The organism is Mycobacterium sp. (genome assembly GCF_036490025.1).
Taxonomy (GTDB): Bacteria; Actinomycetota; Actinomycetes; order Mycobacteriales; family Mycobacteriaceae; genus Mycobacterium.
The window spans coordinates 1-24,958 of record NZ_DASXEP010000187.1; the positions used below are offsets into that span (position 1 = coordinate 1).

Here is a 24,958-nt window from a genome sequence, read left to right on the forward strand (position 1 = left end):
GGTGTAGCCCATCGGCATTAGCACGCTCTTCTGCTGGGTGAAGTGCTCGACGCCCTCCGGCCCGTTTTCGCGACCGATGCCGGAGTTCTTGTAACCGCCGAACGGACAGCACGGATCAAAGGCGTACCAGTTGATCGCGTAGGTGCCGGTGCGGATCTGCTCGGAAATCTTGATCCCGCGCGGCACGTCGCTGGTCCACACACTGCCGGCCAGTCCGTACGCCGAGTCGTTCGCGATCTTGACCGCGTCCTCTTCGGTGTCATAGGGAATGATGCTCAGCACCGGGCCGAAGATCTCCTCCTGCGCGATCATCATCTTGTTGTCGACGTCCGCGAACACGGTCGGTTGGACGTAGAAGCCGTTGTCCAGGCCTTCGGGACGCCCGCCGCCGGTCACCAGTCGTGCACCTTCCTCGATGCCCTTGGCGATGTATCCCTCGACGCGAGCCCGCTGCTTCTCCGAGATCAGCGAGCCGATTTGCGCACCCGCGTCGGACGGCGGACCGACAGGAAGCGAGGCTGCGAAATTGCCTACCGCTTCGACGATTTCGTCGTACCGCGAGCGCGGTGCCAGGATGCGGGTCTGGGCCACACAGGCCTGACCGGTGTTCATGATTCCGGAGAACACCAACATCGGGACGGAGGCGGCCAGGTCGACGTCCTCGAGCAGGATGGCTGCCGATTTTCCACCGAGCTCCAGGGTGCACGGCTTGAGCATCTCGGCGGCGCGCTTGCCGATCTCCTTGCCGACGGCCGAGCTGCCGGTGAACGAGAAGATGTCGATGTCGGGGTTGGACGTCAGCGCCTGTCCGGTCTCGATCCCGCCGGGGACGATCGACAGCACGCCCTCGGGGAGCCCGGCCCCGGCGAAGACCTCCGCCAAAGCATTTGCGCTCAGCGGTGTTTCGGCGGCGGGCTTGAGCACGACCGTGCAACCGGCCAGCAGCGCCGGGCCCAGCTTGTTGATCGCCAAGAACAGCGGCACGTTCCACGCCACGATCGCGCCCACCACCCCGAGCGGCTCACGATGGACGATGGTCTGCCCGTAGCCGCCGTTGCGGACTTCCTGCCACTTGACCTGATCGACGGCAGGCCCGGCGAAGAAGTTCAGGCACCCAACTCCACTCATCCACTGCATGGTCTCGACAGACATCGGCGGCTGACCGGTCTCGTCGCCGAGCAGCTTGACGAAGAGGTCTTTGCGCTCTTCCATCAGTTTGAGCGCGCCGGCGATGACCGCCGCCCGCTCCTTCGGCGGTGTCGAGGGCCATGGGCCATGGTCGAAAGCGGCCCGGGCCGCGGCGACCGCGGCATCGACGTCGGCTGCCGCCGCCAGTGGCACCTTGCCGACGTACTCGCCGGTGGCCGGGCAGTGCACCTCGATGACTTCAGACGTCGAGGGTTCCGTCCACTTGCCGCCGATGAAAAGCTTGTCGTACTCCGTTGTAGCTTGCTGCGTTGTGACGTGGCTCATGGCCGCCACCCTACCCAAGCCGCAGCGAAACGAGAACACGTTTCATTACTGCGGCCGAAGCACCAGCACAAGATTGCTCACCAGGAACTCGCGCAGCACCGGCACAGCCGTCAGCCACCACGCCCATTTCGGGTGGTAGCGGGGGAACGCGGCGATCAGAGCGCCGGTGCTGGTCGCCCAGTCCAGGCCGTCCGCCGCGGACACGGCGAACAACGACGACCCGTAGTTGTTTTTGGCCGGGTGACCGTGCTTACGGGTATAGCGTGCGGCGGCGCGGGCACCGCCGAGGTAGTGAGTCAAGCCCATTTCGTGGCCGCCGAACGGGCCGAGCCAGACCGTGTAGGACAGCACGGCCAGGCCACCGGGCCTGGTGACCCGGAGCATCTCGCCGCCCAGCTGCCAGGGCCGCGGCACGTGCTCGGCGACGTTGGAGGACAGGCAGATGTCCACGCTGTTGTCGGCGAAGGGCAGCGCCATGCCCGACGCACGGACCAACGTTGCCTTTTCGCGCGCCAAAACCGGCTCGGCAGCGTGCATTTCATTCGGGTCGGGCTCCACGCCGATGTAGCGGACCCCGGCGTCGGCGAAGGCCGCCGCGAAGTATCCGGGCCCTCCGCCGACGTCGAGCAGGCTGCGCCCAACCGGGCGCGCGCCGTGGATGCCGTTCCACAGGTCGCTGACCATGTCCGCGGTGTCGGCTGCCAGCGGGCCGTAGAACCTGGCCGGGTCAGCCTGCTCGTAGCGAAACTTCGACAGCAGCCGCACCGAGCGGCGCAGGGTCGCCCGCCGCGCGAACAGGTTAGTCACGGCCACCGGCCAACCCTAAAGCCCGGGCATCGCTACGCTGACCGGATGTCCGGTGTGCGCTCGGTGCTGCTGTTGTGCTGGCGCGATACCGGACACCCCCAGGGCGGCGGCAGCGAAACCTACCTGCAGCGCACCGGCGCCCAGCTCGCCGCGTCCGGTGTCGAGGTCACGCTGCGCACCGCGCGCTATCCGGGAGCTGCGCGACGAGAAGTAATCGACGGCGTTCGGATCAGCCGTGCCGGCGGGCGCTACTCGGTCTACGTCTGGGCTCTGCTGGCGATGGCCGCGGCCAGGCTGGGCATGGGTCCGCTGCGACGGGTACGACCGGATGTGGTCGTCGATACCCAGAACGGCCTGCCCTTCATGGCCCGGCTGATCTACGGCAGGCGCGTCGCGGTGCTGGTGCACCACTGTCATCGCGAGCAGTGGCCGGTGGCCGGCTGGTTTTTCGGCAGGCTTGGCTGGTTCGTCGAATCCTGGTTGTCGCCAAAACTGCATCGTCGCAACCAGTACGTGACGGTGTCACTGCCGTCGGCCCGCGACCTGATCGGCCTCGGGGTCGGCAATGACCGAATTGCGGTGGTGCGCAACGGACTCGACGAGGCACCCGTGCCGTCATTAGCGGGCCCCCGATCGGTCACACCGCGGGTGCTGGTGCTCTCGCGGCTGGTGCCACACAAGCAGATTGAAGACGCGCTGACCGCCGTGGCACAGCTGCGGCCGTCGATACCCGAGCTGCATCTCGACGTCGTGGGCGGCGGGTGGTGGCGCGAGCGCCTGACCGAGCACGCGGCGGGGCTGGGCATCAGCGACGCGGTGACGTTTCACGGGCACATCGACGACGTCGCCAAACACCATGTCGTTCAACAATCTTGGGTGCACGTGCTGCCGTCGCGCAAAGAAGGCTGGGGGCTGGCGGTGATCGAGGCGGCTCAGCACGCGGTGCCCACCATCGGCTACCGGTCGTCGGGTGGGTTGGCCGACTCGATCATCGACGGGGTGACCGGTGTGCTGGTCGACAGTCGTGCCGAGTTGGTGGACCGGCTTGAGCAGTTGCTCGCCGACCCGGTGCTGCGCGATCAGCTCGGCGCCAAAGCGCAAGCACGCAGCGCCGAATTCTCTTGGCAGCAAAGCGCGGACGCGATGCGTTCGGTGCTGGAGTCGGTAGTCGCCGGTCAGCGCGTCAGCGGGGTGGTTTGACTCAATATCAGTGATCAACGTCCACGATCACCGATACCCCGCCCTCGAGCCAAGCCGTATGCAGTTCAATGATTTTGGTCCGACTTGGCACGCCTTTGCGGTGAAATATATTTTCTGCGTAGTCAAAGGGACGCGTGCTACCGCAAAATGCGTCATGGATCGCTTGGCGTTCGGCGTCATTGCGCGGCTGTCGGGCAGTTCCACGTAGCGTGTCTTGCCGGAAGCGCAGCGTAACGGTCGGGTTCGCGCGGATGTTTTTAAGCCACAGCGCATGCTCACCGCCGATCGAAACAAGGTAGGCCTTATCGCGGTCGCGGAATGCACGGACGAAGGTTGTCCGTTGCTTTCCGGACTTCCGTCCGATCGTGGTCAGAGCGGCGACGCCGGTAGGCATCCATATCGCAAACCATGGCCGGTGTATTGCTCGTAACGAGCGGGTAAAGATTCGCATGTCACGCGACGAAGTGGTCGCACCCAAGCCGGGAAACCTCTCAAACTTGTAAAGACCGTCGCTGTAGCGCAGTGATCGCGGAACGGTTGTGGGCGGTTGCGCGTCCATGTTTCACCTCCGTAAGTCGACTGAACGACAATAACACCGTTATTGTCGTTCAGTCGAGCGCGCTCGACGACGTATTCCGGCGGGTGCGCCGGCCGGTCACTGCCCCTCCGACTGCTCTGGCGATCAGCATGGCCAGCCACGCCAGGTGCGCGATGGTGACCGTCGCCCGCCGACTCGTCGACGCGATGCGTACCGTGCTGGAGTCGGTCCTCGCCGGTGAGCGTGTCAACGGAGTGGTCTGATGTCCGCGCGTGAAGACGTGCTGCGCTGGGGCCTCGTCGACTGGGTCGAACTGGATCGGATCCATTGGTTCGTAGCTAGGGAATATCCCGAGCAACCGTTGGCAGTTGTTCAAAACAAGACACTTGAGCTGATCCGCTCGTTGGCCTCCGAGGGCTTGTTTGATGTGGGGGATCTGGCGAGCGAAGATCGCTGCTTCCGAGCTTGGGACCTCCCACTCGGTGAGTCGATTCAGCGTATTGCCGATACGTGGCCAACTTTGAGGACGAGAACCGGTGGCCCTGGTTTTGTTGGCTGGATCTCACAGAAAAGGGCCAGCAGGTCGCCGAGGCCATCGAGGGCGGCACGGAGACAGGTGCCGACACTGGAGGAGCGCATGATGTCGGCGCATGACGAGGTTCTGCTGCGCGGACTCATCGACTGGGTCGCGCTCGAGCGGGTGCACTGGATCGTTGCAAGGGAGAACGCAGACGACTCACTACCGGTCATCCAGTAGAAGGTCCTTGACCTGATCAGGTCTGCAGTGGCCGACGGCCTGTTCCAAATCGGTGATTTAGCAACCGAAGACAATCGTTTCGGCGCGTGGGACACAACTTTGGACGAGTCAATTAAGCGGATCCGTGACGTGTATACGACCAAGTTCGACGACGAACCGGCGTGGTGGTTTTACAGCTGGCTGGAATCCACCGAAAAAGGACAACGGGACGCAGAGACCACTGAAGCGCGCCTGGCGTCATACGACAGGCAACAACCGAATCATCAAAGGAACCAGACGTAGCATGTCCGCGCGTGACGAGGTTCTGCTCTGCGGTCTCATCGACTGGGTGGCTCTCGAGCGGGTCCACTGGGCCGTTAAACAGGAATACGCAGGCGAGTCGTTACCGGTCATCCAAGATAAAGTCCTCGACCTGATCCGCTCACTAGTAACCAATCGCCTGTTCGAACTGGGCGATCTGGCAACCCCAAACCACCGCTTTGCCGCCTGGGAGACCCCGCTCGATGAGTCCATTCAGCAGATCCGCGACGTGTATGTGAACCAATTCGATGACGAGTCGGAGTGGTGGTTTTGTTGCTGGCTAGATGCCACCGAAAAGGGGTTGAAGGTCGCGGAAGCCATTGAAGCAAACCAAAATTCGGCGTACGACAGCTGACCGCATGCTCGATCCGCATGGCGACTCGGAGCCAACTACATAGGCGCCCGTATTCGAATCGGCGGCACCTCGCGCGGATCAATCTGGGTACGATTATTCGATGATGCCGATACGGACGGTGAGGTTGTGATGTCCGCGCGTGACGAGGTTCTGCTATACGGTCTCATCGACTGGGTGGCTCTGCAGCGAGTCCATAGTCGCGTTGCGCGGGAGAACGGAGGCGAGCCGTTGGCGGTCATCCAAGACAAGGTCCTTGATCTGATTCGCTCGCTGGTGACCGATGGCCTGTTCGAATTGGGCGATCTAGCAACCCCAAACCACCGCTTTGGCGCGTGGGATGCCCCGCTCGACGAATCCATTCAACGGATCCGTGACGTGTATGTAAACCACTTCGACGACGAGGCGGAGTGGTGGTTTGTTTGCTGGCTGGATGCCACCGAAAAAGGATTGAAAGCCGCAGAAGCCATTAAACAAAGCCAAGATTCGGCGCAGGGCAGCTGAGCAGTTCACTTTCTCGCCGCGGCAGCGGCCAGCGCTTGGTGAACAGCCTGCGTGAGTTCTGCGACGTCGCCGCTCAATCGCGCCTGAGACCCTGACTCAATAAACACCGTGTGTTCAATCAGCCGGCCTTGAGAAGACTCGGTGGAGCCGAAAACGTAGGTGCTGTACTGGGCCGACACCCACCGGTCGGCTAGTACGAAGTAGCCGCTGCTGCGCACTGCTAACGCCCCGCGCAACGCAGATATGTCCACGCGCTCGGTCGTGACTCCGGTGGCGGCGAGGTCGCGGAGGCTTCGGTCGGCATTGTTACGCACCACCCCGTCGGGAGGAATGCCGGTGAACCCGAACACGGTGATCGTTTCGCAGCCGTCCCACCCGCCGTCAGGTCGCTGGTCGCACACCGCGATACGCGACGGCTCGACCGTGCTAGCCGTCAGATGGCCAATCTGCCAACCCGCCGGCACACCCAGTTGGGTCAACCAGCGCGGTGCGGCATTGGCGCGAAGGTGCGAGAACTCATGAACATGGCGCGCTACCTCCCCGGCGACCGACGACACCGCAGAAAGTCGTTGCCGTTCGGCTGCGAGTGCATCGCCCTCCGCGGGTGTCATCTCGCGCCTTCAGCCGCGGTGCTTAAAAGTCCCCCTATAGCAACGACTATGGCGCCTACTACCGCCCAGAAGCCAGGCGGCGGAGATTCTACATGGATCGAAGGATGCCCCGAGTCGTCGTGCGCGGGTTCGTGTGTCTCCGGCGCGGGTGTCTGTGTTGCCGGCGTCTGGACGGGATGAGGCTGCGGCGCCGGTTCTGGAGCGGGCTGCGGCGTTGGTCAACGGTTGGGTGGCGGTGGCCAGCCCGGAGGTGGCGGGGCTGGTGGTCAGCGGCATGGCCGAGACCGGGCCCCGCAGCGCCGAAGCATTCAGCATGCCCGGTGCCAGGCCGGTGGGCCGTCCCGCCGATGGTGGCGGGGGCGGGGAAAACGGGTGGGCCGGTGGGGTGAAACTGGTGATCCCGGGCGCGGCCGGCATCGGGGTGGGCGGGCGCGGCATCATCGGCTGCGCCAGCGGCGGCTGCGCGGTGGCGGGCACCGGGGGTGGGGTCATCAGGTTCGCGTTCGGCGACGGGGCGAACATCCCCGCCGACGATGGCGCCGGCGCCAGCGTCTGCGCCGGACTCGGCGGTGCGGTATGGGTGACCGCGGCCAACGGCTGCACCGGCGCGGTGGTCGGGGCGCTGGCCACCGAGGACCCCGACGAGGACACCGCGCTCATCGCCGCCGCCGGCAGCGCAGCCGCCGGGGAGGCCACCGCACTGACCCCCGAGCTGACCATCCCGACGGTGGCCTGCATCCCACTGAGCGCGGCACTCTCGGCGACGGTGGCCGCCGCGGCCACACCCGCCGCGATCGACCCCCCGGCAATGGAGGGCATCGACGGCATCATCAACGCCGCCCCCAACCCATCTAACGCCGCCCCATAGCGCACCCCCGCCGCGGCGTTGTTGGGCCACATGAACCCGAAATACTCCAGATTCAAATCCGTGATCCGCGGCGTCAACGCCCCCAACACCATCGGATTGATCACCTCGTCGGTGGCCTCTTCCAACCGATTGGCGTGTGCCGGCGGGGCCGGCACCATCTGCGCAAACGACGACTCATTGACCGCCGCGGCCATATGAAAAATCTGGGCTTTCGCCAACGTCTGCTCAGCAAACACCAAATGCTCATTGTTATGCGTCACCAACGCCGCCTCCGAGGCGGTACCACCCAAACCCGTATACGACTCCGCGGTCACCGCACCCTGCGCCATCGACGTCCCCGCCACCACCGTCATCGCCGCATGGTGACCCATCAACGTCTCCGCAGCGGCCACACTCGGCGCCGAACGCGGCCCCATCGCCAGCGAATACCAATTCGCCTCCGGCGCAAACATCGGCCACGGATGACTCACCCGCTACACCCCCACACCACACACGCGCATCGCAGCCGTCTGTCTCCTCAAAAACGAACTCAGTGCGACGATCGTAGCGAGAACGCGCAGACTCCGCTTACGCCAAAAGCGCGAGTGATTTCTCGATCGCTGGCTGCCGGATCATAACCAGTTGATCAAGTAACGCCGTCCGATCGTCTTCGCCGCCTGCCGGACAAGACCCCTCCGACGGCCGCGCCGATCAGCATGGCCAGCCACGCCAGGTGCGCGACGATGACCGCCGCCCGCCGACTGTTCGACGCGCCGGCGGTGCGGCCGCCGACGCGGTACAGCAGCAGCTCACGCCCGCGATACGCAATAGGCAACCGATCGAATGTCTCTGCGGCCAAACCGATATCGCCGGGCGTGCCCGATTCGACAACCAGCCATCCCACGCCGGCCCAGCGGAGCTCGCGCGGATCGGCACCGGCCAGCAACAGCTGCTGCACATCGCGGGCGCGGTTCCCCTCGCCGAGAACCGTCGTCCCCGAAATCGTCAGGTCACCGGTCGTCAACACGTCGGCACGCAGCCAGCGCGCCAGCGGATCCAGCACCGGAGCCGAGCCGGACCAGCCGAACCGCCGCATGGTGTCGGCCGGCAACACCGCGACCTCGGCGGGCTCGCGGTTGATCACCGCCGCAACGGCCGCCCAGTCGCTGGGATAGTGCACCGAGTGGACCTTTCCCCCTACGCCCCAAGCCAAGTCGGGAAGTGACAACACCAGTACCGCGCAGCACGCCACCGCAGCGGCCGCAGGCCGCAACCAACGCCGCAGCGTCAGCGTCGCGCCCGCGCCGGCTAGCGCGTAGCCGGGCACCGCCAACGCGACCCACTTCTGCCCGTCGCGCAGCACGCCCAGAGCGGGCGCAGCATCGACCACGGCCTGCAGCGCAGCCAGACCCGAGCCGGTGGCCAGCGCAGCGGGTATCAGCACCGACGCCAACGCCAGCACCAGCAACGGCAGCGCCGCCCGCAGACGCCGCAGCGCGACCAGCCCGGTCGCCACCAGCGCAAGCAGCACGACTGCCGATACCACCGCGAAAAACGTTGCCCGCGAAGCTGGTACAGCCTCGGCGTTCCATATTCCGCCCATGCTGGCCAGGCTGCCGAGCGTGCCCAGCCCCGGCTCGGCGCGTGCCGCGAATGCACCGACACCCGGAGCGCGGGCCCACATATGATCCGCCGAGGACAAACCCAGTATCGCCGCCGTCAGCCACGGCAGGGCCGCCACCACCGCAGCGACCAATGTGATTGCTGCGCAACGCCATCGGGGAGTGCCAGTGCCCGGCATGGCCACACACACCAGCCCGACAACAGCAGCAAGGATCAGTCCGGTCGGAGTTAGGCCGGCCAACGCAATCCAGAACGTCAGCCCGAAAATGGCCGGCCAGCAGACACCGTCGCTCGATCGCAGTGTCAGCATCGTCGTTGCCACCCACGGCAGACAGCCGTAGCCGACTAGCAGGCTCCAGTGCCCTTGCAAGAGCCGTTCGCCGACATAGGGATTCCAGATCGCCAGCGTGATCGCCGCGAATTGCCCGCCGCTACCGGATTGTGGCAACACACCCGCGGTCAATCGCGCCGCGCCCCAGCCCGCCAGCCACAGTGCAAGAACGAGCAAGGCCTTCACCACGATGCCGCCGTCGATGCAGCGCGAGGCCAGCGCGACCGCGAAATCCTGGGGCGTGGCTCGTGGCGGGGCGACCAGCCCCAGAGCGCTATCGGATAGATAGGACCGCGGCGTGGACACTGCGTCGCGTAGCAGCAGATACCCGGGGCTCAGCAGCGGCGCCACCACGAGCAGCGCCAACGCCAATGCGTACCCGGGACGGGACCACCGTAGAGCCCGGTGGGATACCGCCCGCACGCGCCGGACCAGCTAGGACAGGTCGGGCGGACCCGACGACGAAGGACCTGGCGGACTCGGCGGGCCCTGCTCTCGCTTGGCGTCCTTAGGTGGAGTGGGGATCTTCTCGGTCTCGGCTTCGGCGCCGGGCACCCGCTCGGCCGGTGGCTCGCCGCGACCGAAGAACCCGCCGTGTTCGGCCGTGTCCAGGCCGGGTTCGTGCAACGCCGTCTCGGTCCGCGAGCTGAACGAGCCGAGCAGCAGCCCGCCGATCAGCGCGATCACGCCCGCCGCGGTGAAGGTGATCGGCAGCACCCGGGACCACAGCGCCAACCGGTCGCGTTCATTGCGCGCGGCATTGACCTCCGATTCGACGGTTCCTTCGTTGGAGGTGATCTTGTAGTCGACCAGCGTCACCTCTGGCTTCAATGCGTCACGGGCAAAGTAATGAAAGGCGCGCTCTTGCTGCTTGACGATTGTCCCCGACTCCGGGTCCACCCAGAAGGTTCGCTGCGCTGCGTAGTAGCGGGTCATGGTGATTTTTTCGTCCGGATCGCCGGGCACATCCCACACCGACGCGGGCGCGGTGACCTTGCTATCCCCGTCGTCGGCGTACAGCGAGGGATAGTGGATCGGCTCGGCGAGCTTGCCGTCGGCGTCGTAGCCGACATCCTGGGTGAACTTGTAGACGCTCAGGCCGTTGACGTCTTCTTCCCCGGTGTAGTTGGCCTCGAACGCCTTTTGCGCGATCGGGTCGAAGTACGAATACGGGTGCTTCTCGGTGTGGAACGGGAACCGATAGGACAACCCGTCGTGTGGCAACGCGATATTGGTGGCGGGGCTTTCGTCCTTGAATCCGCGCGGCTTCTGCACGGCGCCGCCGGGATGGGTGTCGTCGGAAACCGCCGACGCAGTTTTCCGGTTGAGCGTGACGGTGTCGACCAGGGCAAGCAGCAGCCCGGAATCCTTTTGCTTATCGCTGCGCCGAACCGAGCTGCCTACTTGCAACGTGACGACGTCGGCGTTGGCGGGCGACTCGACGTCGATCTGCTGCTGGGACACCAACGGCACGTTCTTGTTGACGACGAACTTCTGGCTGTCCATCGAGGCCGGGTCCATAGCCGAGCCGGTGCCTTCGCTGATCAGCGTGGCATCGAGGTCGAGCGGAATCTTGGTGATCCTGCTGCCGGTGTAGGTCCACAGCAGCAGCGCGGCGATCAACGACGCGGCCCCGAGTCCCATGATCCCGCACCCGGCCATCCGCAACATGACTGCTCGGTTCACGTGGGCGTGACCTCCTTCTGGTCTCGTCGGATCAGGCCACCAAACCTGTTCCGTCCCGAACCCCCGCGACCTGGGGTTCTACCCGCTTACGATGCCGCAGCGAAGCAAAACTCGTTCGACCCTAACAGCATTATTTAAGGTCGCGATTTATCTGCCCACGGTGGGCAAATCGGGTGCCGACGATCAACCGGGCACACTGTCGTCATGGCCGATAACGGGCAAGTGGGCGGCACCCGCAGCTTCCTGCCCGCCGTCGAGGGTATGCGGGCCTGCGCCGCGATCGGCGTCGTCATCACCCACGTCGCGTTCGACACCGGGCACTCGAGCGGATTCGACGGTCGGTTGTTCGGGCGCTTCGATCTGGCCGTCGCGGTGTTCTTTGCGCTGTCGGGGTTCTTGTTGTGGCGCAGCCACGCCGCGGCGGCGCGCGCTCTGGCGTCGCGCCCGTCCACGGGGCACTATCTGCGATCGCGGGTGGTCCGCATCATGCCGGCCTACCTGGTTGCCGTCGTGGTGATCCTGGCTCTGCTGCCGGACGGCAATCACCCGAGTTTGACGGTGTGGCTGGCGAATCTGTCGCTCACCCAGGTGTATGTGCCGTTGACGCTGACGGCCGGCCTGACCCAGATGTGGAGCCTGTCGGTCGAGGTCAGCTTTTACCTGGCGCTGCCGATCCTTGCAATGCTGGCCGCGCGGCTGCCGGTCCGCGCCCGGGTGCCGGCGATCGCGAGTCTGGCTGTCGCCAGCTGGTTTTGGGGCTGGATCCCGTTCGCCGCTCCGGCCGGGCTCAATCCGTTGACCTGGCCGCCGGCCTTCTTCTGCTGGTTCGCCGCGGGCATGCTGTTGGCCGAGTGGATCCACACCCCGCTCGGCTGGCCCCATCGGCTGGCGCGACATCGGTGGCTGATGGCCATCGGTGTGCTGGCGGCGTATCTGGTGGCGGCTTCGCCACTGGCCGGACCGGCAGGGCTGATTCCAAGCAGCGCTGTGCAATTCACCGTGAAGACTGCGATGGGTGCGCTGGTGGCTGTGGGTCTGGTGGCGCCGCTGGTGCTCGATCGACCCGACGACAGCCACCGGCTGCTGGGCAGCGGCCCGATGGTTACGCTCGGACGCTGGTCCTACGGAATCTTCATCTGGCATCTTGCCGCGCTGACGATGGTGTTCCCGGTGATCGGTCAATTCCCGTTCCGGGGGCACATGCCCGAGGTGCTGGTGTTGACGTTGATTTTCAGCATCGCCATCGCTGCGGTGAGCTATGCGCTCGTCGAATCACCGTGCCGGGAAGCGTTGCGACGCTGGGAGTCCCGTAACAAGAAGCCGACCGCCCCAGGAACTGGCGGCGCCGTCAGCCCGCGTCAAGAAGACGCAATCGCGCCATGATCTCGTTGCGGACCGCGGAGCGGCGTGCCTTGCCGGCGTCATCGCGCAGTGGGACGTCGACGAACTCCACAGTCGCGGGCACCTTGTAGCCGGCGATACGGTCGCGCAAAAACTCTTGCACCGTTTGCTCATCCAGCGCCGAACCGGCCTGCACCAGGGCATACGGCACCTGGCCGAGATCCGCATTGGGCACGCCAACAACCAAGCAGGACAGCACATCTGGATGTTCGGATAGCGCAGCCTCGATCTCGGCGGGATAGACGTTGCGGCCGCCGACGATTAACATGTCGACTCGCCGGTCCGAGATGTAGAGGAACCCGTCGGCGTCGAAGAAGCCGAGGTCGCCAAGCGAATCCCAGCCGTCGCGGGATTTCGCGGTTGCGCCGACGTAGCGATAGGTGGGTGCGCTGCCGGGGCTGGGCCGCATGTAGATCTCGCCCACTTCGCCGGGCGGACAGGGGTTTCCGTCGTCGTCGAGCACCTTCATCTCACCGGCGACGACGACGCCCACCGAGCCGCGGTGATCCAGCCACTGGTCGCCGGAGATGAACGTCAACGCCTGTAATTCGGTGCCGCCGTAGAGTTCCCAGACCTTCTCGGGTCCGAGGAGATCGATCCAGGCCTGCTTGATGGCGGGCGGGCACGGCGCGCCCAGGTGCCAGAACCGGCGAAGCGACGACAGGTCGTAGGCGTCGGGATTGGCGTGGTAAACCGGCAGCGTTCGTTGCATGATGGTCGGCACCGTCGTCAGGAAGGTGACACGAAGGTCGCTGATCAGTCGAAGAAATTTCTCCGGCTCGAACCGGCTCATCAGCACGAGGTGGTGGCGCATCAGCAGTGCCATCGCCGCGGTGGTGAAGCCGGTGTTGTGCGACAGCGGCACCGGCACCAACGTGGTGTCGCCCTCCTGAGCGCCGAGCGGATAGCCGATGGCGGCGGGAATCCGGCTGTCACCGCCGGATTCGATGAGCTTGGGCCGGCCGGTGCTGCCGCCCGAGCCCATCGCCTTCCACACCGGCGAAACCGCTTCCGGTAAGCCCTCATCAGACAATGCCGGGGCGGGAGTGAAACCGGCTGCAACGTTTGGTATTTCGGCGTGCTTACGACCCACCAACAACCTTGGCGGCCGCAGCTCCAGCAGACCCGCGAGCTCGGCGTCGGGCAACCGCGCGGACAGCGGTTGGGGCACCGCGCCCAGCTTCCAGCACGCGACCGCCGCCTGAATCCATTCGATCGAGTTGGGCAGCACCATCGTCACGTAGTCACCGACGCCGACACCGAGCGCGGCGTAGGCGCGGGCCAGCCGGTTCGTCGAGCGGTCGAGTTCGCCCCGGGTCAGGGTGCGGCCGTCACACGTGACGGCCGGCTCATCTGGAGCGAGCGCGGCCAGCGCGGAAATCTGGGTGCCGATCGGCGGGACCAGCTCACTTCCCGTCACTGATAGGAACCCTGTCGCTCGAAGATGCGGCGCGGGTTGTCGACGAGCATGCTGTGCAGTTGCTCCTCGGTGACCCCGCGTTGTTTGAGCGCGGGGATCACGTCGTTGTGGATGTGCAGGTAATGCCAATTGGGGGCGGCCACCGGCAGCAACTCTTCCGGCAGCGCGTCGAAGTAGCAGTTGGCGTCGTGGGACAGCACCATCTTGTCGGCGTGGCCGCGCTCGCACATCTTCGCCACGATGTTCACTCGATCCTCGAACGGCAGGATGACGTCGATGCCGAACCGGTCCATCCCGAGGTAGGAGCCGGCGGCGATGAGTTCCTCGAGGTAGCCGACGTCGGTGGAATCGCCGGAATGGCCGATGACGACCCGGCTCAGGTCCACGCCCTCTTCTTCGAAGATGCGTTGCTGCTCCAGGCCGCGCCGCAACCCGGCATGGGTATGCGTGGAGATCGGTACACCGGTGCGCTTGTGCGCCTGGGCGACCGCCCGCAGCACCCGCTCGACGCCCGGCGTGATGCCCGGTTCGTCGGTGGCGCACTTGAGGATCCCGGCCTTGATGCCGGTGTCGGCGATGCCCTCCTCGATGTCGCGGACGAACATGTCGGTCATGATTTCCGGGCCGTCGAGCTGCGCGCCCGGGCCTTGGTAGTGGAAACGGAACGGGACGTCGTTGTAGGTGTACAGCCCGGTCGCGACCACGATGTTCAGTTCGGTGGCCGCGGCAACACGTGCGATACGCGGGATATAGCGGCCCAACCCGATCACGGTGAGGTCGACGATGGTGTCCACGCCGCGCGACTTGAGCTCGTTGAGCCGATCGATGGCGTCGGCCACCCGTTTGTCTTCGCCGCCCCACGCTTCTGGGTAGTTCAGCGCGATTTCCGTGGTCATGATGAACACGTGCTCGTGCATGAGCGTGACGCCGATATCAGCGGTATTGACAGGTCCCTGAGCGGTGTTCACTAACGACACGTAGCCGACTCTAGGACTCCGAATCAGGCTCCGTGGTGGGTTCGTGCAAGGTGCGCGGCATCCCGCTGTCAGAACGCGGCGTCGTCGAGGTCCATCAATGCCGTCGAGGTGCGGGCCAGGATCCCACGGGTCGCCGTGATCTCCGGAAGCACGTTGCCTGCAAAGAACTGCGCTGCGGCGATCTTGCCCTCGTAGAACGCTTTATCCTTGCCGTCTGCACCGGAATCTAGTGCCCGCAAAGCGATTTCGGCATGCCAAAGCAACTGCCAACCGATGAGCAGATCGCCGACAGCAAGCAGATAACGCACCGAGCCGAGCCCGATCTTGTACAGCTCGGTGGGAGTGTCGGACGATCCCATCAGGTAGCCGGTCAGGGTGGCGGTCATCGCTTGCACATCCTCCAGGGCAGTGCGCAGGTAGGCGCGGTCCACCTTCAGCCGTTGGTCGGCGGCATCGCTGTCGATGAAGGACTCAATCCGCCCGGCGAGGTGCGCCAGCGCCACACCCTTGTCCCGCGCGATCTTGCGGAAGAAGAAGTCCTGCGCCTGGATCGCCGTGGTGCCCTCGTAGAGCGAGTCGATCTTTGCGTCGCGGATGTACTGCTCGATCGGGTAATCCTGCAGGAAGCCGGAACCGCCCAGGGTTTGCAGCGATTCGGTCAGGTACTGGTAAGCCCGTTCAGAGCCCACGCCCTTGATGATGGGCAACAGCAGATCGTTGACGCGGTTTGCCAATTCGGCGTCCGCGCCCGAGACCGCGGCGGCGACAGCGGCATCCTGATGCGCGGCGGTGTAGAGGTAGATCGCTCGCAACCCCTCGGCGTAGGCCTTCTGCATGATCAGCGAACGCCGCACGTCGGGGTGATGCGTGATCGGCACCCTCGGAGCACTCTTGTCCAGCATCTGTGTCATGTCGGCGCCTTGGATGCGCGTCTTGGCGTATTCGAGCGCGTTGAGGTAACCGGTCGACAGCGTTCCCGAGGATTTGATGCCGACCAGCATCCGCGCGTTTTCGATGACTTTGAACATCTGCGCGATGCCGTCGTGGGTGTCGCCGACCAGCCAGCCCTTGGCCGGGATGCCGTGTGCGCCGAAGGTCAACTCGCACGTCGGGGACGCCTTATAGCCCATCTTGTGCTCGAGGCCCGTCGCGAAAACCCCGTTGCGACCGGTGATCTCGAAGCTATCCCAGTCGAACAGGTGCTTCGGCACGATGAACAGGCTGAGGCCCTTGGTGCCCGACGCTGCGCCGACGGGGCGTGCCAGCACCAGGTGCAGGATGTTGTCGACGGTGTCGCCGAGATCGCCTCCGGAAATGAACCGCTTGACCCCTTCGATGTGCCACGAGCCGTCTGGCTGCTCGACGGCCTTGGTGCGGCCCGCTCCGACATCAGAGCCGGCGTCGGGTTCGGTCAGCACCATCGTTGCGCCCCAGCGCTGCTCGACCGCTGCATTGGCCAGCGCACGCTGCTGTTCGTTCCCGAGCCCGTAGAGGATGTCGGCCATCCCTGGGCCGGCGTAGTAGAAAAACAGCGCCGGGTTGGCGCAGATGACCATCTCCAGGAGCGCCCACAACACCGCCCTCGACACCGCGGTGCCGCCGATCTCGGGGGCGACACCCAGCCGCCACCATTCGGCGTCCCAAATCGCTTGCACCGTCTTACGAATCGGCTCCGGCACCGTGATGGTGTGCTCATCCGGCAGGAATACCGGGGGTGTGCGGTCAGACGCCACGAATGACTCGGCGACGGGACCTTGGGCGAACCTGGCCACTTCGGCCAGGATCTCGCGACTGGTGGCGCTGTCGAGTTCGCCGACCGCTCCCGAATCCAGCACAGCTCCGAGAGCCAGCGCCTCGAACAGGTTGAACTCGATATCACGCAGGTTGGCCTTGTAGTGCCCCATGACCCCTCCTTGCGCTGCAGTATCTCCGGAATCGCCGTTTGACGAGGCTATTTCCAAGATTTCGGCGATCATGCCGCGCGGTGTCGAGCCGGGGTGGATCAGGATTGTTCGGTGCAGACTTGAGAAGTGACCTGGCTCACAGTAGAGTGACCAGTGGTCATCCAATTACAGGAGGGCTGATGCCGACGGTCACTTGGGCTCGCGTCGACCCGGCGCGCCGCGCGGCGGTCGTGGAAGCTGCGGAGGCGGAGTTCGGGGCGCATGGATTTTCCGCCGGCAGCCTGAACGTCATCGCCCGGCGTGCGGGCGTGGCCAAAGGCAGCCTGTTCCAGTACTTCGCCGACAAGCGCGACTTGTACGCGTTCATCACCGACGTCGTCAGCCAGCGGGTCCGGATGTATATGGAAGAGCGGATCCGTCAGCTCGATCCGAGCCGGCCGTTCTTCGACTTCCTGACCGACTGGCTCGACGCCTGGGTCGCCTATTTCGCCGACCACCCGCATGAACGCGCGCTGCATGCGGCGGCGAGCCTGGAGGTCGACACCGAGGCCCGCGTCAGCGTGCGCAGCGTCATTCACCGCCATTACCTGGAAGTGCTGCGGCCGCTGGTGCGCGACGCTCAGGTCCGCGGTGATTTAGGCAAGGACGCCGACATCGACGCGCTGTTGTCGTTGCTGCTGTTGATCTTTCCGCATCTCGCGCTGGCGCCATACATGCGTGGACTGGACCCGATCCTGGGGCTCGACGAACCGAGTCCGGAGCAGCCGGCGCTGGCGGTACGCAGGCTGGTGGCCGTATTGACTGCAGCGTTCGCGGAAACCTCTTCGACCGCAAAACAATTCAGCCCCAACAGATCTGAGGTGGTCACATGACACGCACAAGTACACGCTCAATGGTGGCGGGCGGACTCAACTGGGACAGCTTGCCGCTCAAGCTGTTCGCCGGCGGTAACGCGAAGTTCTGGAATCCCGCCGACATCGACTTCTCCCGCGAGCGCGCGGACTGGGAGCGGCTCACCGACGACGAACGCCACTACGCCACCCGGCTGTGCGCGGAATTCATCGCCGGTGAGGAAGCGGTGACCGAGGACATCCAGCCGTTCATGTCCGCGATGCGGGCCGAGGGTCGTCTCGGCGACGAAATGTACCTGACCCAGTTCGCCTTCGAAGAGGCCAAGCACACCCAGGTTTTCCGGATGTGGCTCGACGCTGTCGGCATCACCGAAGATCTGCACGAATATCTCGAGGACGTGCCCACCTACCGCACGATTTTCTACGAGGAGTTGCCGGCGTCGCTCAACGCCTTGTCGACCGACCCGTCACCGGCGGCCCAGATCCGCGCCTCGGTCACCTACAACCACATGGTCGAAGGCATGCTGGCGCTCACCGGATACTTTGGCTGGCACAAGATCTGTGTGGAGCGCGGCATCCTGCCCGGGATGCAGGAACTGGTACGGCGCATCGGTGACGACGAGCGACGCCACATGGCCTGGGGCACCTTCACCTGTCGGCGTCATGTCGCCGCCGACGACCGCAACTGGGACGTCTTCGAGGCGCGGATGAACGAGCTGATGCCGCTCGGCTTGCGTCTCATCGAAGAGGGCTTCGCGCTGTACGACCCGATGCCCTTCGGTCTTTCGGCGGACGAGTTCATGCAGTACGCGGCCGACAAAGGGATGCGGCGGTTCGGCACCATCAGCAGCGCCCGCGGACGGCCGCTTGCCGAGATCGATCTCGACTACTCGCCGCTGCAGTTGGAGGACACCTTCGCCGACGAGGACGCCAAGGTTCTCGCCGGCGTTTAACGGCGAGCAGACGCAGAATCGCACGCAGATCGCCGTCGCTGCGCGATTCTGCGTCTGCTCGGCAGGGGAGTGGCTACCCCACCCACACGGTCTTGGCGTTGCAGAACGCGCGAATCCCAAGGCCTGCGAGCTCGCGGCCATAGCCTGACCGCTTGACGCCGCCGAACCCGAGTTCGGGGTAGGACACCGTCATCCCGTTGATGAAGACCTGCCCGGCCTCGATGTCGTCGATGAAGCGCTCCTGCTCGGCTTCGTCATTGGTCCAGGCGTTGGATCCGAGCCCGAATGTGGTGGCGTTGGCGATTTCGATCGCCTCGTCGATGCCGGAGGCCCGGTACATCGAGGCCACCGGGCCGAAGACCTCTTCGGTGTAGAGCGCCATGTCCTTGGTGATGTCGGTGACCACCGTCGGCGGGTAGAACCAGCCCGGCTGGTCCGGCGCCTTGCCGCCGAGGCGCACCTTCGCACCCGCGGCGACCGCCTCGTCGACCTGCTTGGCGATCTCGTCGCGGCCCGACTCGGTGGCCAGCGGACCCACGTCGGTGTCCGAGTCGGTCGGGTCGCCGACCTTAAGGGCCTGCATCTTTTCGACGAACTTGTCGACGAACGCGTCATAGATGTCGGTGTGCACGATGAACCGCTTTGCGGCGATACAGGACTGGCCGTTGTTCTGCACCCTGGCGGTGACCGCGGTCTTCACGGCCTCGTCGAGGTCGACGGACGGCATCACGATGAACGGGTCGCTGCCACCGAGCTCCATCACGCTGGGTTTGATCTCGTCGCCGCAGATGGCGGCGACGGATTGACCGGCGGGTTCGCTCCCGGTCAGGGTGGCCGCGGCGACCCGGGGATCGCGCAGGATGGCCTCGACAGCCTTGGACGACACCAGCAGCGTCTGGAAACACCCCTCCGGGAACCCGCCGCGGGCGATGACGTCGGACAGGTACAGCGCCGACTGCGGCACGTTGGAGGCGTGCTTGAGCAGCCCGACGTTGCCTGCCATCAGCGCAGGCGCGGCGAACCGGACCGCCTGCCACAACGGGAAATTCCACGGCATGACGGCCAGCACCACCCCAAGGGGCTGGTAGCGGGTGTAGGCGCGCTTCGCGCCGACCTTCGACGCCTCGGCGGGCTCGTCGGCCAACAGCTTCTCGGCATTTTCGGCGTAGTAACGAAAACCCTTGGCGCACTTGATCGCTTCAGCCTTGGCCGATTTGAGGGTCTTGCCCATCTCGAGGGTCATCATCGCCCCGACCTCGTCGGCTTCCTTCTCCAAAAGGTTGGCGGTGGCGTTTGCCCACTCGGCGCGCTGGGCAAACGTAGTGGAGTGGTGGTAGTCGAGGAACCGTTCGTGGGCTCGCGCTATTGCAGCGTCGACTTCGTTGTCGGTTGCGGCGGTGAAGGTCTTGATTGTCTCGCCGGTGGCCGGGTTGATCGTGGCGATGGGCACGGTTGACATCCTTCGCTTGCGATGGTTGATAAAGCGTCCAACACCTAGCCTGCCACTATCGTTCCGAAACGGAGGTGCCGGATGAGCAAAGCTGCCGAGCTGATAGTCAAGTGCCTGGAAAACGAGGGCGTTGAGGTGGTGTTTGGGCTGCCAGGCGAGGAGAACATCCGCTTCGTGCAGGCGCTGGCCGCCTCTGACATCCGGTATGTGCTCACTCGGCACGAGCAGGCGGCGTCGTTCATGGCCGAGATGTACGGCCGGGTCACCGGACGGGCGGCGGTGGTGTCCGCCACGCTGGGCCCGGGTGCGATCAACATGCAACTCGGTGTCGCCGACGCCACCACCAACAGCACGCCGTTGGTCGCGATCTCCGCGCAAGTGGGCCAGAACCGGCAGTACAAGGAGTCGCACCAGTACGTCGACCTGGTGTCGATGTTCGCGCCGATCACCCGGTGGGCCGCCGGCATCCCGACCGCGCAGGCGATACCGGAAATGGTCCGCAAAGCGTTCAAGGTCGCCGAGACCGAACGCCCGGCGGCGGTGTACCTGGCGGTGCCCGAACACATAGATGCCGATGAAGACGACTACGACCTGGGCCCGTTGCCGCGCAACGTCGTTCGCGCCGACGCGCCGGCCTTCCGCCAAGTGGCGCGTGCGGTCGATATCCTGCGTCAGGCCAAGCGGCCGGTGGTGCTGGCCGGACACGGCGCCGCCCGGTCCGACGCCACCGATGCGTTGGTGCGGTTCTCCGAGAAATTCGGCGTCCCGGTGGCCAGCACCTTCCACGGCAAGGGCGTGATCCCCGATGACCACCCCAACAGCATCGGGGCGCTGGGGTTCATGCGGCACGACTACGTCAACTTCGGGTTCGACAACGCCGACGCCGTCATCGCGGTCGGATATGAGCTGCAGGAGTTCGACCCCGTCCGGATCAATCCCAAGGCCGACAAGAAGATCATCCATATCCACCGATTCCCGGCCGAGGTCGATGCGCACTATTCGGTGGACGTCGGGATCATCGGCGACATCACCGCTTCGCTCGACGCGCTCACCGAGGCGCTCGACGATCATGTATTTGTCGCCGATCCGGAGATTCCCGGCTCGGGTCTGCTCAGCGAGGAAATGGCCCGGGGACAGCAGGATTCGCGCTATCCGCTAGCGCCCGCACGGGTGGTCGCCGACACCCGCACCGCGCTGGACCGCAGCGATGTGGTGCTCGTGGACACGGGTGCGACCAAAATGTGGATGGCACGGCTCTACCCGACCTACGAACGCAATACCTGTCTGATCTCAAATGGCTTGTCCACCATGAGCTTCGCGCTACCTGGCGCGCTGGGAGTCAAGCTGGCGCAGCCGGAGTCGAAGGTGCTGGCCGTGGTCGGCGACGGGGCGTTCCTGATGAACTCTCAAGAGATCGAGACCGCCGTCCGGGAGCAGATACCGCTGGTTGTACTGATTTGGGAAGACGGCGGCTACGGACTCATCGAGTGGAAGATGGATCTCGAACTCGGCGAGCACCACTATGTGCGGTTCGGCAATCCGGACATCGTGAAGTATGCGGAAAGCTTTGGTGCCAAGGGTTATCAGATCACCAGTGCCGACGAACTGCTGCCCACGTTGACGGCCGCTCTCGAGGACGACGGTGTTTCGCTCATCTGCTGCCCGGTCGACTATTCCGAAAACCTGCGACTGACGGACCGGCTGGGCGAGCTCGACGAGACCCTGTAGCCGTCTAACCGGGCGGGGTCATCACATCCGTCAGCGCAATGGGCCGCAGATACTCGCCTTCCAGCGTGCGATGCCACCACGCGTGATCGCGTCGCAATTCGGCCGCGGTGGTGAAACGGTACCGATACAGCTGGGCACGCACGTAACGCGGCGGGTTGTCCGGGAAGGGATTCCGGCGCAGCAGCCGCAGCGTCGCCGGATCATTCTGCAAGAGCCGCACCAAGAATGGGCGCAGCCATGAATAGGCGTACTGCGGGGAGATCGCGGCGAACCACATCAGCCAATCCAGTCGCAGGTGATACGGCGCCCATTGCCGCGGGAGTCGTCGGACCGCTGTCGGCTTGCCCTTGAATTCGTATTCTCGCCAGATTGTCTGCTCGGTGACCGTCGGCTCGTCGGTGCCCTCGATCACCGCCTCGCGGCGCGTGCGGCCGATGCTGCCGAACGCCCCGTAGGTATTGATCAAGTGAAACGGGTTGAACGACATGTTCATTCGCTGACGACGCGAGATCATGTTGCGCACCGGCCAGTAGGTCAACAGCAGCGTCAGCGCCGCGAAGGCGATCACCAGCGCGCTGAACCAGCGCGGAGCTTCACTCAGCGCCGGCTGGTGCGGGATCGGCAGCACCGCCGCCACGGTCGACGCGTCGATCGCGCTGCACCCCAGTAGGATCGTCAACCAGTTGAGCCAGGCGAAGTTACCGGACGCCACCAGCCACAGCTGGGTGACGACAACAATCGCCCCGGCGATGCCCGCGACGGGTTGCGGGGCGAACAGACCGAACGGAACGATCAGCTGCGCGACATGGTTGCCGGCCGCCTCGACTCGATGCAGCGGCTTGGGTAAGTGGTGGAAAAACCAGCTCAGCGGCCCCGGCATCGGCTGGGTCTCGTGGTGGTAGTACAGGCAGGTCAGGTCCCGCCAGCAGGAGTCGCCGCGGAGTTTGATCAGGCCGGCGCCGAACTCGAGCCGAAACAGCAGCAACCGTGCGAGCCAGATCGCCAGCACCGGCGGCGCGATCCGGTCGTTGCCGAGAAAGGTTGCCAGGAAACCCATTTCCAGCAACAGCGACTCCCAGCCGAACGAGTACCACGTTTGGCCGACGTTGACGATCGACAGGTAGAGCACCCAGAGCAGCAGCCACAACAACACCGCCACCCAGAGCGGGACCACGTCAACCAACCCCGCCGCCATCGCCGCCGCCAGCGCCGCAGCCGACCACGCGACCGTCGCGAAGAACCGATCGGAGTAGTGCAGGTGAAAGATGCTGGGCGTTTGTGCGAACGAGTGTCGGGCCAGATAGCGCGGCACCGGCAGCAAACCGTGCTCCCCGAGCAGTGCCCGGAACTGCCGTGCCGCCGCGACGAATGCGAAGACATAGACAATCGCGATGCCACGCTCCAATACCAGCCTGCTCAACCAATATTCCGGCGCGCTCAACCAGCCCATGTCCGTGGCTCCTGACGAGGAGTGGAGTTCCTATTCTCGCGCGTACCCGGTCGGCCGGTAGCAAAACCCCCGAGCCCACGGATCATCGTTGCCCGACGAGGTAGGGCGGCGGTACGCCGGCGATGACGGCGCCGAAGTTCGCCAGCGCCTTGTTGCCGCCCAGCCAGTAGCTGCTGTGGGCGGCGATGCTGGGCAGACCGAAACGGCTGGCCGGTCCGGCATCGGCGGCCAGCTGCATGGCGCCGAAGCCCGGTGCGGTTGGGTCAGCTCCCAACGTCCATTCGGTGACGATGCCGCCCATGCTGATCATGTCGTTGGCGGCGCGCATCACATAGACGTTGCCGCCGGGATGCAGACTCAGCCCGCCGGCGCGGTCGACCAGCATGCCCGGGCTTCCGACCGCGATGACGTTGTCGGCGTCGAGGTGGTGCCCCCCGGAGGCCGCCGCCCCGATCGCCGTCGAGCCATAACTGTGGCCGATCACGGTATCGACGGACGGCGCGCCGACGTGTGACGCCCGCTGCCCGTTTTCAAATATGTCCAACCGGTCCGCGCCGCCGTGCGCGGGCTGCGGAAAGGCCGCGCGGCTGAGATCCATTGGGCGGTCGTAACCCATCCATGTCGTCACCGCGACATCCCCGGGTCGCAGGATCGGGTCGGCGGCGAATGCGGCGGTGTACATGGCCAGCGCCTTCTCGTCGCTGAACGGTAGCCGAGCCAAGTCCTGGCCCGTCCCGGGTACGAAGATCGCATTGCGGCGTGCGATATCCGGGTTCGCGATCGACACGGCACCGTGGCCGAACTCGTCTAGTAAACCCAGGTAGCGTCTCGGCCCGTCGGTGCGGTTCAATCCCGCTTGAACGGCCTGATAGCCCGCGAGATGCGTTCTGGCCGCGGCCAATTCGAACAGCAACGCATACACCGCGCGATCGTCCACGTGGGGTTCGGTCATCAGCTCGTCAATGCTGTGCTGTAGCCGCGTGACGTCGGATTGGGATTGCTGCGCGAGCTCAGTGAGGTGCAAGCGGTTGTAGTGGTCTCGGCCCAAGTGGTCCGGGGGATCCCACGGCATCCCGGCGTGGTTGCCGAGGCCGTGGTCCTGGCGGTAGAGCCAATCCTTTTCTTCGCGGCTGAGCTGATTCCACAGCTCGTTGAACTGGTTCGGATCACGGGGCAACGGCCCGGACAGCGCATCTTGGATGCGCGGCCGGTTGTCGTGCGGTCCCGGCGGAATCGGCCGGTCGCCGTCGGCCATATTGATCGCGTCGGCCAGTTCACGGTCGGCTGAATCAGCCTCGGCCACAATCGCATCCAGTCGATGCTGCAGTTGAATCCTGGCGATCAGTGCTGCGGTCGGCGGACCGTCGAAACTCGAACTCGGCACCACCTTGTTGGTGACGGAGTCGATGGTCATCTGCAACTCGGCGGCGTCGCGGCGCAACGTGTTCAACGCGGACTGCAGGTGCGCGATATCGTCGGCCGCCCGGCCGGCCGCGCGCGCCACCGCCAGCGACTCGTTGCCATGCGCGTCGAGGTCGAGCCGGATCGAGGCGTTGGTGTGGCTGCGGGCTTGAGCGGTGGCGCCCTGCCAGGTGTCGAACACCGCCAACGAGCTCAGTTGGCGTGCCGTCGTCAAGGTTGCCTGCCCGCGCGCATCGGCCGCGTGGAACACCTCGCGCACCGCCTCCGCGCTCCACCGATCGATGTCGGCCACCGTCAACCCCACGGGTCTCACCACCTCACAGGAAAGCGTTGACTATCCCGTAACAGCAGCAGAGTCGCCCGGCAAGTCGGC

General features: G+C 65.2%; 22 protein-coding genes and 1 pseudogene. 10 read left to right on the forward strand and 13 right to left on the reverse strand.

Going from position 1 to position 24,958, the window contains the following annotated elements:
• On the reverse strand, positions 1–1,473 hold a 1,473-nt coding region (locus VGG53_RS21990), incomplete at its 3' end, for an aldehyde dehydrogenase (RefSeq protein WP_331520236.1).
• Between the two features lie 45 nt (positions 1,474–1,518).
• A complete protein-coding gene (locus VGG53_RS21995) occupies positions 1,519–2,286 on the reverse strand; it encodes a class I SAM-dependent methyltransferase (protein WP_331520237.1) in 768 nt (255 codons plus the stop codon).
• A gap of 39 nt (positions 2,287–2,325) precedes the next feature.
• Here VGG53_RS21995 and VGG53_RS22000 point away from each other — a divergent pair, with 39 nt between their 5' ends.
• Positions 2,326–3,480, forward strand: coding sequence for a glycosyltransferase family 4 protein (locus tag VGG53_RS22000; RefSeq protein WP_331520238.1), 1,155 nt, complete (start codon positions 2,326–2,328; stop codon positions 3,478–3,480).
• 7 nt (positions 3,481–3,487) lie between these two features.
• Here VGG53_RS22000 and VGG53_RS22005 read toward each other — a convergent pair whose 3' ends face one another.
• Positions 3,488–4,039 (reverse strand): nitroreductase family deazaflavin-dependent oxidoreductase, encoded by a 552-nt coding sequence (locus VGG53_RS22005; protein WP_331520239.1) that lies wholly within the window; start codon positions 4,037–4,039, stop codon positions 3,488–3,490.
• A gap of 241 nt (positions 4,040–4,280) precedes the next feature.
• Between VGG53_RS22005 and VGG53_RS22010 the strand changes: the two genes are divergently transcribed.
• From VGG53_RS22010 to VGG53_RS22025, 4 genes are all read left to right on the forward strand, one after another.
• Complete coding sequence (locus VGG53_RS22010) at positions 4,281–4,775, forward strand: hypothetical protein (RefSeq protein WP_331520240.1); 495 nt, start codon at positions 4,281–4,283, stop codon at positions 4,773–4,775.
• Positions 4,776–4,802: 27 nt separating this feature from the next.
• Positions 4,803–5,057: a hypothetical protein gene (locus VGG53_RS22015; protein ID WP_331520241.1), complete on the forward strand. Its 255-nt coding sequence runs from the start codon at positions 4,803–4,805 to the stop codon at positions 5,055–5,057.
• A 1-nt stretch (position 5,058) separates the two neighbouring features.
• On the forward strand, positions 5,059–5,430 hold the full coding sequence (locus tag VGG53_RS22020) for a hypothetical protein (RefSeq protein WP_331520242.1): 372 nt from the start codon (positions 5,059–5,061) through the stop codon (positions 5,428–5,430).
• Positions 5,431–5,559: 129 nt separating this feature from the next.
• On the forward strand, positions 5,560–5,931 hold the full coding sequence (locus tag VGG53_RS22025) for a hypothetical protein (RefSeq protein ID WP_331520243.1): 372 nt from the start codon (positions 5,560–5,562) through the stop codon (positions 5,929–5,931).
• A 5-nt stretch (positions 5,932–5,936) separates the two neighbouring features.
• Here VGG53_RS22025 and VGG53_RS22030 read toward each other — a convergent pair whose 3' ends face one another.
• Positions 5,937–6,542, reverse strand: coding sequence for a hypothetical protein (locus VGG53_RS22030; protein ID WP_331520244.1), 606 nt, complete (start codon positions 6,540–6,542; stop codon positions 5,937–5,939).
• A gap of 157 nt (positions 6,543–6,699) precedes the next feature.
• On the opposite strand from VGG53_RS22030, the gene VGG53_RS22035 reads away from it, so the two are divergent.
• Complete coding sequence (locus tag VGG53_RS22035; RefSeq protein WP_331520245.1) at positions 6,700–7,410, forward strand: hypothetical protein; 711 nt, start codon at positions 6,700–6,702, stop codon at positions 7,408–7,410.
• Positions 7,411–7,454: 44 nt separating this feature from the next.
• On the opposite strand, the pseudogene VGG53_RS24105 reads toward VGG53_RS22035, so the two are convergent.
• The 3 genes and pseudogenes from VGG53_RS24105 to VGG53_RS22045 all read right to left on the reverse strand — a co-directional run.
• A pseudogene (locus VGG53_RS24105) lies at positions 7,455–7,862 on the reverse strand (PPE domain-containing protein); the annotation flags it as partial.
• A gap of 173 nt (positions 7,863–8,035) precedes the next feature.
• The gene (locus VGG53_RS22040; protein ID WP_331520246.1) at positions 8,036–9,766 is read right to left on the reverse strand and encodes a hypothetical protein; all 1,731 of its coding nucleotides are present in this window, start codon (positions 9,764–9,766) and stop codon (positions 8,036–8,038) included.
• 12 nt (positions 9,767–9,778) lie between these two features.
• Positions 9,779–11,029: a DUF3068 domain-containing protein gene (locus tag VGG53_RS22045; RefSeq protein WP_331520247.1), complete on the reverse strand. Its 1,251-nt coding sequence runs from the start codon at positions 11,027–11,029 to the stop codon at positions 9,779–9,781.
• Between the two features lie 204 nt (positions 11,030–11,233).
• Here VGG53_RS22045 and VGG53_RS22050 point away from each other — a divergent pair, with 204 nt between their 5' ends.
• Positions 11,234–12,412 (forward strand): acyltransferase, encoded by a 1,179-nt coding sequence (locus VGG53_RS22050; protein ID WP_331520248.1) that lies wholly within the window; start codon positions 11,234–11,236, stop codon positions 12,410–12,412.
• Here the strand turns inward: VGG53_RS22050 and VGG53_RS22055 are convergent.
• The 3 genes from VGG53_RS22055 to VGG53_RS22065 all read right to left on the reverse strand — a co-directional run bounded on the left by VGG53_RS22055 (position 12,378) and on the right by VGG53_RS22065 (position 16,731).
• On the reverse strand, positions 12,378–13,850 hold the full coding sequence (locus VGG53_RS22055) for an AMP-binding protein (protein WP_331520249.1): 1,473 nt from the start codon (positions 13,848–13,850) through the stop codon (positions 12,378–12,380). The two genes, VGG53_RS22050 and VGG53_RS22055, sit on opposite strands and share 35 nt — an antisense overlap.
• Positions 13,847–14,827 (reverse strand): phosphotriesterase-related protein, encoded by a 981-nt coding sequence (locus VGG53_RS22060; protein WP_331520250.1) that lies wholly within the window; start codon positions 14,825–14,827, stop codon positions 13,847–13,849. The genes VGG53_RS22055 and VGG53_RS22060 overlap by 4 nt, the downstream gene beginning before the upstream one ends.
• 68 nt (positions 14,828–14,895) lie before the next feature.
• Positions 14,896–16,731, reverse strand: a complete 1,836-nt coding sequence (locus VGG53_RS22065) for an acyl-CoA dehydrogenase (protein WP_331520251.1) — start codon at positions 16,729–16,731, stop codon at positions 14,896–14,898.
• A 179-nt stretch (positions 16,732–16,910) separates the two neighbouring features.
• Between VGG53_RS22065 and VGG53_RS22070 the strand changes: the two genes are divergently transcribed.
• Together VGG53_RS22070 and VGG53_RS22075 are read left to right on the forward strand one after the other, a co-directional pair.
• Positions 16,911–17,603 (forward strand): TetR/AcrR family transcriptional regulator, encoded by a 693-nt coding sequence (locus tag VGG53_RS22070; RefSeq protein ID WP_331520252.1) that lies wholly within the window; start codon positions 16,911–16,913, stop codon positions 17,601–17,603.
• Positions 17,600–18,535, forward strand: coding sequence for a R2-like ligand-binding oxidase (locus VGG53_RS22075; protein WP_331520253.1), 936 nt, complete (start codon positions 17,600–17,602; stop codon positions 18,533–18,535). Before VGG53_RS22070 ends, VGG53_RS22075 begins: the two co-directional genes overlap by 4 nt.
• Positions 18,536–18,608: 73 nt before the next feature.
• On the opposite strand, the gene VGG53_RS22080 is transcribed toward VGG53_RS22075, so the two are convergent.
• Entirely contained in the window at positions 18,609–19,985 is a 1,377-nt protein-coding gene (locus VGG53_RS22080; RefSeq protein WP_331520254.1) for an NADP-dependent succinic semialdehyde dehydrogenase, read from the reverse strand.
• An 81-nt stretch (positions 19,986–20,066) separates the two neighbouring features.
• Here VGG53_RS22080 and VGG53_RS22085 point away from each other — a divergent pair, with 81 nt between their 5' ends.
• Positions 20,067–21,713 carry an acetolactate synthase large subunit gene (locus VGG53_RS22085; RefSeq protein ID WP_331520255.1) on the forward strand — a complete coding sequence of 549 codons (1,647 nt, stop codon included), beginning with the start codon at positions 20,067–20,069 and terminating at the stop codon, positions 21,711–21,713.
• A 4-nt stretch (positions 21,714–21,717) separates the two neighbouring features.
• On the opposite strand, the gene VGG53_RS22090 is transcribed toward VGG53_RS22085, so the two are convergent.
• Both VGG53_RS22090 and VGG53_RS22095 read right to left on the reverse strand, forming a co-directional pair.
• Positions 21,718–23,163 carry a lipase maturation factor family protein gene (locus VGG53_RS22090; protein ID WP_331520256.1) on the reverse strand — a complete coding sequence of 482 codons (1,446 nt, stop codon included), beginning with the start codon at positions 23,161–23,163 and terminating at the stop codon, positions 21,718–21,720.
• An 82-nt stretch (positions 23,164–23,245) separates the two neighbouring features.
• Positions 23,246–24,889, reverse strand: coding sequence for an alpha/beta hydrolase (locus VGG53_RS22095; protein ID WP_331520257.1), 1,644 nt, complete (start codon positions 24,887–24,889; stop codon positions 23,246–23,248).
• Positions 24,890–24,958 lie beyond the last annotated feature (69 nt).